The sequence below is a fragment of the Streptomyces sp. NPDC127117 genome (genome assembly GCF_042677325.1).
GTDB lineage: Bacteria > Actinomycetota > Actinomycetes > Streptomycetales > Streptomycetaceae > Streptomyces.
The window spans coordinates 1-7,636 of record NZ_JBHXTM010000117.1; the positions used below are offsets into that span (position 1 = coordinate 1).

Sequence of the window (7,636 nt, forward strand, 5' to 3'; positions counted from 1 at the left end):
GCCGCGCCCGTTGCACGGGGGCGCGGCCGGCCGTCGCCGGGACACCGGCGGACCCGGTCCCGGTGCCGCTCGGAGAACCGCCGGCAGCGCGACGTCGATGTCGGATTCTCGCCAGCCCCCGGGTTCCGGGTGACCGATGCTTGAGTCATGCACACCGACACCGAGCGCTGCGTACGGGCCGTCCATTCCAAGGACGCCCGCTTCGACGGCTGGTTCTTCACGGCGGTCCTGACCACCCGGATCTACTGCCGCCCCAGCTGCCCGGCCGTGCCGCCCAAGGTCGAGAACATGACCTTCTACCCCAGCGCCGCGGCCTGCCAGCAGGCGGGATTCCGGGCCTGCAAGCGGTGCCGGCCCGACACCAGCCCCGGCTCCCCGGAGTGGAACGCCCGGGCCGACTCCGTCGCCCGCGCGATGCGGCTCATCCGGGACGGTGTCGTCGACCGCGAGGGCGTCCCCGGACTCGCCGCCCGACTCGGCTACTCGGCCCGGCAGATCGAACGCCAACTGCTCGCCGAGCTCGGTGCCGGCCCGCTCGCCCTGGCCCGCGCACAGCGCGCCCAGACCGCCAGACTGCTCATCGAGACGACCGGGCTCCCCATGGCGGAAGTCGCGTTCGCCGCCGGGTTCTCCTCGATCCGTACCTTCAACGACACCGTCCGCCAGGTCTTCGCGCTCGCCCCGGGCGAACTGCGCAGCCGCGCCACCCGGTCCGGGACGCCGCCGGCCACCCCGGGCGTGATCGCGCTGCGGCTGCCGTACCGGGCCCCGCTCAACCCCAGCAACCTCTTCGGCCACCTCGCCGCGACCGCCGTCCCCGGCGTCGAGGAGTGGCGCGACGGCGCCTACCGCCGCACCCTCTCCCTGCGGTACGGGCACGGCATCGTCGGTCTCACCCCGCACCCCGACCACATCGCGGCCCGGCTCTCCCTCACCGACCCTCGCGATCTCACCCTCGCGATCAGCCGCTGCCGCTGGCTGCTCGACCTGGACGCCGACCCGGAGGCCGTGGACGAGCAGCTGGGCGCAGATCCGCTGCTCGCCCCACTGGTCCGCAAGGCCCCGGGCCGGCGGGTGCCGCGTACCGTCGACGGCGCGGAGTTCGCCGTACGGGCGGTGCTCGGCCAGCAGGTCTCGACCGCCGCCGCTCGCACCCACGCCGCCCGGCTGGTCGGCGCGCACGGCCTGCCGGTCGACGACCCGGAGGGCGGGCTCACCCACCTCTTCCCGGACCCCGGGGCGCTCGCCGGACTCGACCCGGAACAGCTCGCCCTGCCGCGCAGCCGCCGCACCACCCTCACCACCCTCGTCGGCGCACTCGCCGACGGATCGCTGAGGCTGGGCACCGACACCGACTGGGAGCAGGCGCGGGCCGAACTGACCGCACTCCCCGGCTTCGGTCCCTGGACCGTGGAGGTGATCGCGATGCGGGCACTCGGCGACCCGGACGCCTTTCTCCCCACCGACCTCGGCATCCGGCGGGCCGCCGAGGAGCTCGGCCTCCCCTCGACACCCGCGGCGCTCACCGCCCGCGCGGCCGCCTGGCGCCCCTGGCGGGCGTACGCGGTCCAGTACCTGTGGACCGTGGACGACCACCCCATCAACCACCTGCCCACCTGAGAGAGTCGGGAAGTCCAGCCATGACCGAACCGCAGCCACCCGCGGCGACCCGGCAGCACACCGTCGTCGACAGCCCGTACGGCCCGCTCACCCTCGTCGCCGCCGACGGCGTCCTCACGGGTCTCTACATGACCGGCCAGCGGCACCGCCCGCCCGAGGAGACCTTCGGCGAACCCGATCCGGGGCCCTTCGGGGAGGCCGTCCGCCAGCTCGACGCCTACTTCGCCGGGGAACTGCGCACCTTCGACCTGCCGCTGCGCCTGGAGGGCACCCCGTTCCAGCGCAGCGTCTGGGAGCAGTTGCGGCTCATCCCGTACGGCGAGACCCGCTCGTACGGCGAACTGGCCGAGAACCTCGGCAAACCGGGCGCCTCGCGTGCGGTGGGGCTGGCCAACGGCAAGAACCCGGTGGGCGTCATCGTCCCCTGTCACCGAGTCATCGGCGCCTCGGGCAGCCTCACCGGATACGGCGGCGGACTCGACCGCAAGCAGCGGCTGCTGGCCTTCGAGAGCGGTGCGCGGGACGACACCCCGGCGCTGTTCTGACCCCGTCCGAGCCCGCGGAAACGAAGAGGGCGGGCCCGGACACCGAGGTCCGGGACCGCCCCGAAGCCACCTGCGGGCGTGGGTCGTCAGCCGGTGAAGATCTCCACCAGGGTCCAGACCGCCAGCCCCAGCATGCAGATCCCGCCGATCCGCTGGACCGTCTTGAGCGGTACCCGCTTAGCGATGAACTGACCCGCCAGCAGCGCCAGCGCCGAGACGGACATCAGGGCGGCCGCGGACCCGATCGCGGTGGACCAGGTGCCGTTGCTCGCGGCCAGGTTGGCCGTGGTGATCTGGGTGAGGTCGCCCCACTCGCTGATGAAGACGGCCATGAACGCGGTCGAGTAGACCGGCCAGAAGCCGGTCACCGTCTTCGTGCCGCCGTCCTCGTCGTCATCGCCGCCGCCGGAACGCAGCAGCATGAAGGCCCCGAACGCGAAGAGGGAAGCCGAGACGAGCTTGACGAGCCAGTCGGGCAGCAGCCCGATCAGGCTGCCCGCCCCCACCGCGATGGCGACATGGACGATGAACGCGGACGACGTGCCGAACCAGACGTACAGCGGTCGCATGCGGGTGCCCATGGCGAGCGACGCGAACATCGTCTTGTCGGGGAGCTCCGCAAGGAAGATCAGACCGAAGGCGGTGAGGATCGCCCAGGGGTCGAGGTGCATTCCGGGTGGCTTTCTGTGAGAGCCGGGCCCGGGCACTTCGCGAAGCGCCGTTCGGGCTTCCGGAGGACCACTCGGCCCGGCATGACGTCAGCGCCCACTGGACGCGGGCGTGTCATACCTGACCGAAGGTCTCGCCCGCCCGTGATGATCCACGAGCCCGGCCACCGGGAACCCTGGGGTTCCAGTGTGTCGACGACCGGTTTGCGGGGCTACTCCCCTTCGCAGCCACCAACTGTACCCCACCCGCCCGCGGGGGAGAGCAGGTGTTCGACCCGGCGGCGGGGACCGTTACAGTCCCCTGGTGATCATCCGCGCCCGCGCCGCAAGCGTCCCCGCATGAGCCGCCGCACCCGAAGGACGGCACCCGCCGCAGGCGCGCCCCGGCCCACCGTCAGTGTCTGCCGCGGCTGCTGCTGCGGGACACCCAAGATCCCGGACGTGGACCACGCCGGCCAGCTCGCCGAGCTGCGGCGGTCGCTCGGCGAGGTCGCCACGGTACGTGCCGTGGAGTGCCTGGACGCCTGCGAACGGGCCAATGTCATCGTGGTCCAGCCGTCGGCCGAGGGCCGCCGCGCGGGCGGCCGGCCGGTCTGGCTCGGCCTGGTCAACGACCCGGACGCCGTGACGGACATCGTCACCTGGGTCGAGGCCGGCGGTCCGGGGCTGGTGGACCCGCCGGAGATCCTCGACCTGTACACGTTCCGCCCCTCACGGCGCATACAGCAGGAACTCGACCACTGAGGCGCCGCCCGGCGGACCGTGGCCGGGCCCGCACACGGGCGGCGGGATCGGGCACTACCCGTCCCCTCGGCCTCCGGAAGCCCCGCCGGAACCCGCGACCGGCCCCGTACCGGCGGCCAGCTGCCGCAGCAGCGCGGGCAGCGCCGTACCGATGGGCTCGCGGATGACCGTCTCGGCCAGTTCGTCGTAGGGGGTCGGCTCCGCGTTCATCATGATGAGCCTCGCCCCGTTGTCCGCCGCGACCCCGGCCAGCGAGGCGGCGGGGTGCACCTGGAGCGACGTACCGACCGCGATGAACACCTCGCAGGCCTTCGCGATCGACACCGCCTGACCCAGCACCACCGGGTCGAGCCGCTCCCCGAACATGACCGTGGCCGGTTTCAGGATGTCGCCGCAGACCGTGCACGACGGGTCGGACTCTCCCGCGTCCACCCGGGCCAGCGCCTCGTCCATCGCGGAACGGGCGTGACAGCGGGTGCAGACCACCTCGTGGACGGTGCCGTGCAGCTCCAGGACCTTGCGGCCGGGGAGTCCGGCGCGCTGGTGCAGCCCGTCGACGTTCTGCGTGATCACCCGCACCGGGGTGCCGGACCGCTCCAGCTCCACCACCGCGTGATGGGCCGCATTGGGCTCCACGGTCCGGGCCGCGCCGTCCCGTCTCATCCGCCAGGCGCGGCGGCGGATCTCCGGATCACCCATGTAGAAGTCGTACGTGACGAGCTTCTCGGCCTCCGGGTCCTTGCGCCAGAGCCCGTTGGGCCCGCGGTAGTCGGGGATGCCGGAGTCCGTGGAGATGCCGGCGCCGCTGAGGATCGCGACGAGAGTCATACCGCGAGCGTAAACAGCGCCGGTCACCGTCCGCGAGGCCATTTCCGTCAGGCGGCCGGACCGGCGGGCCTGAACGGCGACGGGGTCAGGCCCGTCCAGGTGTTCAGCTCGGCCCGCGCCGTCTGCTTGGTGACGCCACCGTCCTGGAGGGTGCCGCTGCGCGCGACGTAGAACCGCCCGTCGTCCAGCGACACCAGGCCGTACTGCCCGTACTGTCCCGGCGCCGGCCACCCGTACGTGTCCGTGGCGGCGTCGTGCGCGCCCTTGCGCAGCAGCGGGAGCAGCAGGCCGTGCTCGGGGCGCTGCTGCCCGCGGACGAGGCCGCGCACCGGCTTGCGCGCACCGTCCAGCGCGAAGACCGAGTAGTTGGGGAAGCCCGGCTTGGTCCCCTTGTAGACGGACATCAGCCAGTTGCCGCTGTGCCCGTCGTACTCCAGGTTCTGCACGCCGTACGTGGTGTTCCCGGTGTACGCGAAGAACTTGCCGTCGGTCAGGTCGGGACCGCTGGTGTGCGGGGCCGACTCGGTCAGCGGGCGCTCGTACTTCTTCCACCGGGTGACGTCGTACTGGAGCAGCACCTGGTGGTCGTTGTCCGCGCGGCCCGCGTTGGCGTACACGCCGTACGCGACCGTCAGCCGCTTCGCGGCGCGCTTGCCGCGCCGGTCACCGAACGCCGGACCGAAGGCGACGCCGTCGATGCCGCTGCAGCCGTAGCGGTGGTCGGGGGTGTTGCCCGTGTCGCCGTCGAAGACCCCGTCGCCGTTCATGTCGGCGGTGAAGTCCTTCACGACCTCCTTGAGATAGACGGTCGAGACAACCCCGGTGGACTGGGCGTCCATGTCCATCCGGGTGATGCGGTCGACGTCGAGGATCGCGATGTAGAAGGACTTCGCCTCCTTGTACTCCAGCGAGCCGTAGACCCGGCCGTCCTTCTCGTTGAAGTCCAGATCACCGAGGTGGCCGGTGAATCCGGTGACCGAGCCGACCGGGTTGCCCTTGAGGTCGGTCTTGACCAGCAGATTGGTCATGGAGAAGTACATGAAGCCCTTGCGGCGGTCGATGGCCATGCCCTGGACATGGCCCGACTGCCAGGCGCCGCCGTCGACCGACAGCGGCGGCTTGCTGTGTGCGGCCCGGGCGGCGGCCGAGGCCGGTGCCGGGTCCGCGAGTGCCGTCGCCGCCGAGGCGACGACCGCCGTACAGGCGAACGCTGCGACGATCGTGGCCAGTCGCCCGCCGAGGTGTCCCGTGTGCGTACGCATGATCCCTCCGCTGTCGTGGAGTCCGGATGATGCCGGTCGAGCGTGCACTGCGGACCAATGGCACATGAACTCGGGAGTCCGGCAGCCGTCGACCGGACTACCAGTTGACGAGCGGTCAGCACAACGGGACAGAACGGCGATTCGGGTCGAATCCGGCCCAGGTCGTCAGCCGTCCACCGGACGGCCGTCCTCCAGCTCCGCCGCGCCACCACCGGATTCGAGCACATCGAGCGCGGCCTTCACGCGCAGCGCGAGAGCGCCGAGCAGATAACGGTCGATCTCGGCGCGCTCGACCAGCTTCCAGGACAGCAGCTCCTCCTCCTGGAGCCGGATCGCCTTCAACCGGGCCTCGTCCAGCACCCCGCCGTCGTACAGGTACGCGGCGATCGGCGGGCGGTGCGGGCCGCGGGCCCAGTCGACGGCGAGCAGCCGCCCCGGCGCCAGATCGAGACCGATCTCCTCGGCCGTCTCACGTCGCGCGGCCTGCCGCGGGCTCTCGCCGTCGTCGGACTCGACCGTTCCGCCGGGCAGCGCCCAGCCGTCCCGGTAGTTCGGCTCGACGAGCAGTACCCGCCCCCGGCCGTCCCGGAACACGGTGGCCGCGGCGGCCAGCACCCGGGGGAGCCCGGCGATGTAGGAGGTGTAGTCAGTGGTGGTCACGCGGGCAGCGTAGTGGCAGGGGCCCGGACCGGACGAAGACGGCTCTGGGCAGCGGGTATCCGCTGCGGATAGGGTCGGGGGCGGCGCGACTGCCTGTTCGAAAGCAAGGGATGCAAGGTGGCGGACGGAGCAGTGATGGAGACCGCACGCGTGCTCGTCGCGGCGGACAAGTTCAAGGGCTCGCTCACGGCCGTACAGGTCGCGGAGCGGGTGACGGCCGGGCTGCGGCGGGTCGTTCCCGGCGTGCGGGTCGAGACCCTGCCCGTGGCGGACGGCGGCGACGGCACGGTGGCGGCGGCGGTGGCCGCCGGATTCGAGCGCCGCGAGGCGCGGGTGACCGGACCGCTCGGCGATCCGGTGACCGCGGCGTACGCGCTGCGCGACACCACGGCGGTGGTGGAGATGGCCGAGGCTTCGGGCCTCCAGCACCTGCCCGCAGGGGTGTTCGCCCCGCTCACGGCCACGACGTACGGCTCCGGTGAGCTGCTCGCCGCCGCACTCGACGCGGGTGCCCGGACCATCGTGTTCGGCGTCGGCGGCAGCGCCACGACGGACGGCGGCGCGGGCATGCTGGCCGCGCTGGGCGCCCGCTTCCTGGACGCGGACGGCAAGCCCGTGGGCCCCGGTGGCGGCGGGCTCGCCGACCTGGCGGAGGCGGATCTGTCCGGCCTCGATCCGCGACTGGCCGGGGTGGACCTGATCCTCGCCAGCGACGTGGACAACCCGCTGACGGGCCCGAAGGGCGCCCCCGAGGTCTACGGCAGGCAGAAGGGCGCGACCGAGCAGGACATCGCGACGCTCGACGCGGCGCTCGCCCACTACGCGGCCGTCCTCGGCCCGGACCACGCCACGCTGCCCGGAGCGGGCGCGGCGGGCGGCATCGGCTACGGGGCGCTGGTCGCCCTCGGCGCCCGCTTCCGCCCCGGCATCGAGGTCATGCTCGACGTCCTCGGCTTCGCCCCGGCGCTGGCGCGCGCCACGCTGGTGATCACCGGGGAGGGCTCGCTCGACGAGCAGACCCTCCACGGCAAGGCCCCGGCGGGGGTGGCGGCGGCGGCCCGCACCGCGGGTATCGAGGTCGTGGCGGTCTGCGGCCGTCTGGCCCTGTCGCCGGAGGCCCTGACCGGGGCGGGCATCCGCCGCGCGTACGCCCTCGCCGACCTGGAGCCGGACCCCGCGGTCTCGATGGCCCAGGCGGGGCCGCTCCTGGAGCGGGCAGCCGAGTCGATCGCGCGCGACTTCCTGCGGTAGCCCCGTGGCTTCCTCCGGTGGGCGGGGGGGGGGGGGGGCGCGCCGCCCCCCCCCCCCC

Annotated in this window: 8 protein-coding genes; 4 read left to right on the forward strand and 4 right to left on the reverse strand. The window is 73.0% G+C overall.

From position 1 onward, the window contains the following. Positions 1 to 147 precede the first annotated feature (147 nt). Both ACFVH0_RS40215 and ACFVH0_RS40220 read left to right on the forward strand, forming a co-directional pair. A complete protein-coding gene (locus tag ACFVH0_RS40215) occupies positions 148 to 1,620 on the forward strand; it encodes an AlkA N-terminal domain-containing protein (protein ID WP_385828391.1) in 1,473 nt (490 codons plus the stop codon). Between the two features lie 20 nt (positions 1,621 to 1,640). Next, positions 1,641 to 2,165: a methylated-DNA--[protein]-cysteine S-methyltransferase gene (locus ACFVH0_RS40220; RefSeq protein ID WP_385828392.1), complete on the forward strand. Its 525-nt coding sequence runs from the start codon at positions 1,641 to 1,643 to the stop codon at positions 2,163 to 2,165. An 86-nt stretch (positions 2,166 to 2,251) separates the two neighbouring features. Here the strand turns inward: ACFVH0_RS40220 and ACFVH0_RS40225 are convergent, their stop codons facing one another. After that, the gene (locus ACFVH0_RS40225; RefSeq protein WP_385828393.1) at positions 2,252 to 2,836 is read right to left on the reverse strand and encodes a TMEM165/GDT1 family protein; all 585 of its coding nucleotides are present in this window, start codon (positions 2,834 to 2,836) and stop codon (positions 2,252 to 2,254) included. A 336-nt stretch (positions 2,837 to 3,172) separates the two neighbouring features. On the opposite strand from ACFVH0_RS40225, the gene ACFVH0_RS40230 reads away from it, so the two are divergent. After that, positions 3,173 to 3,577 (forward strand): (2Fe-2S) ferredoxin domain-containing protein, encoded by a 405-nt coding sequence (locus tag ACFVH0_RS40230; protein ID WP_385828394.1) that lies wholly within the window; start codon positions 3,173 to 3,175, stop codon positions 3,575 to 3,577. 54 nt (positions 3,578 to 3,631) lie between these two features. On the opposite strand, the gene ACFVH0_RS40235 is transcribed toward ACFVH0_RS40230, so the two are convergent. The 3 genes from ACFVH0_RS40235 to ACFVH0_RS40245 all read right to left on the reverse strand — a co-directional run bounded on the left by ACFVH0_RS40235 (position 3,632) and on the right by ACFVH0_RS40245 (position 6,327). Then, the gene (locus ACFVH0_RS40235; RefSeq protein WP_385828395.1) at positions 3,632 to 4,405 is read right to left on the reverse strand and encodes an NAD-dependent deacetylase; all 774 of its coding nucleotides are present in this window, start codon (positions 4,403 to 4,405) and stop codon (positions 3,632 to 3,634) included. Positions 4,406 to 4,452: 47 nt separating this feature from the next. Next, positions 4,453 to 5,667 (reverse strand): hypothetical protein, encoded by a 1,215-nt coding sequence (locus tag ACFVH0_RS40240; protein ID WP_385828396.1) that lies wholly within the window; start codon positions 5,665 to 5,667, stop codon positions 4,453 to 4,455. Positions 5,668 to 5,832: 165 nt separating this feature from the next. Continuing rightward, positions 5,833 to 6,327, reverse strand: a complete 495-nt coding sequence (locus tag ACFVH0_RS40245) for an NUDIX domain-containing protein (protein ID WP_385828397.1) — start codon at positions 6,325 to 6,327, stop codon at positions 5,833 to 5,835. 135 nt (positions 6,328 to 6,462) lie between these two features. Between ACFVH0_RS40245 and ACFVH0_RS40250 the strand changes: the two genes are divergently transcribed. Further along, positions 6,463 to 7,578 carry a glycerate kinase gene (locus tag ACFVH0_RS40250; RefSeq protein ID WP_385828398.1) on the forward strand — a complete coding sequence of 372 codons (1,116 nt, stop codon included), beginning with the start codon at positions 6,463 to 6,465 and terminating at the stop codon, positions 7,576 to 7,578. The last annotated feature ends 58 nt before the right edge of the window (positions 7,579 to 7,636 follow it).

What these genes read in the sequence shown, in the direction of transcription:
- ACFVH0_RS40215 (WP_385828391.1), top strand. Translation starts at nt 148, where the DNA reads ATGCACACCGACACCGAGCGCTGCGTACGGGCCGTCCATTCCAAGGAC.
- ACFVH0_RS40220 (WP_385828392.1), top strand. Translation starts at nt 1,641, where the DNA reads ATGACCGAACCGCAGCCACCCGCGGCGACCCGGCAGCACACCGTCGTC.
- ACFVH0_RS40225 (WP_385828393.1), bottom strand. Translation starts at nt 2,836, where the DNA reads ATGCACCTCGACCCCTGGGCGATCCTCACCGCCTTCGGTCTGATCTTC.
- ACFVH0_RS40230 (WP_385828394.1), top strand. Translation starts at nt 3,173, where the DNA reads ATGAGCCGCCGCACCCGAAGGACGGCACCCGCCGCAGGCGCGCCCCGG.
- ACFVH0_RS40235 (WP_385828395.1), bottom strand. Translation starts at nt 4,405, where the DNA reads ATGACTCTCGTCGCGATCCTCAGCGGCGCCGGCATCTCCACGGACTCC.
- ACFVH0_RS40240 (WP_385828396.1), bottom strand. Translation starts at nt 5,667, where the DNA reads ATGCGTACGCACACGGGACACCTCGGCGGGCGACTGGCCACGATCGTC.
- ACFVH0_RS40250 (WP_385828398.1), top strand. Translation starts at nt 6,463, where the DNA reads ATGGAGACCGCACGCGTGCTCGTCGCGGCGGACAAGTTCAAGGGCTCG.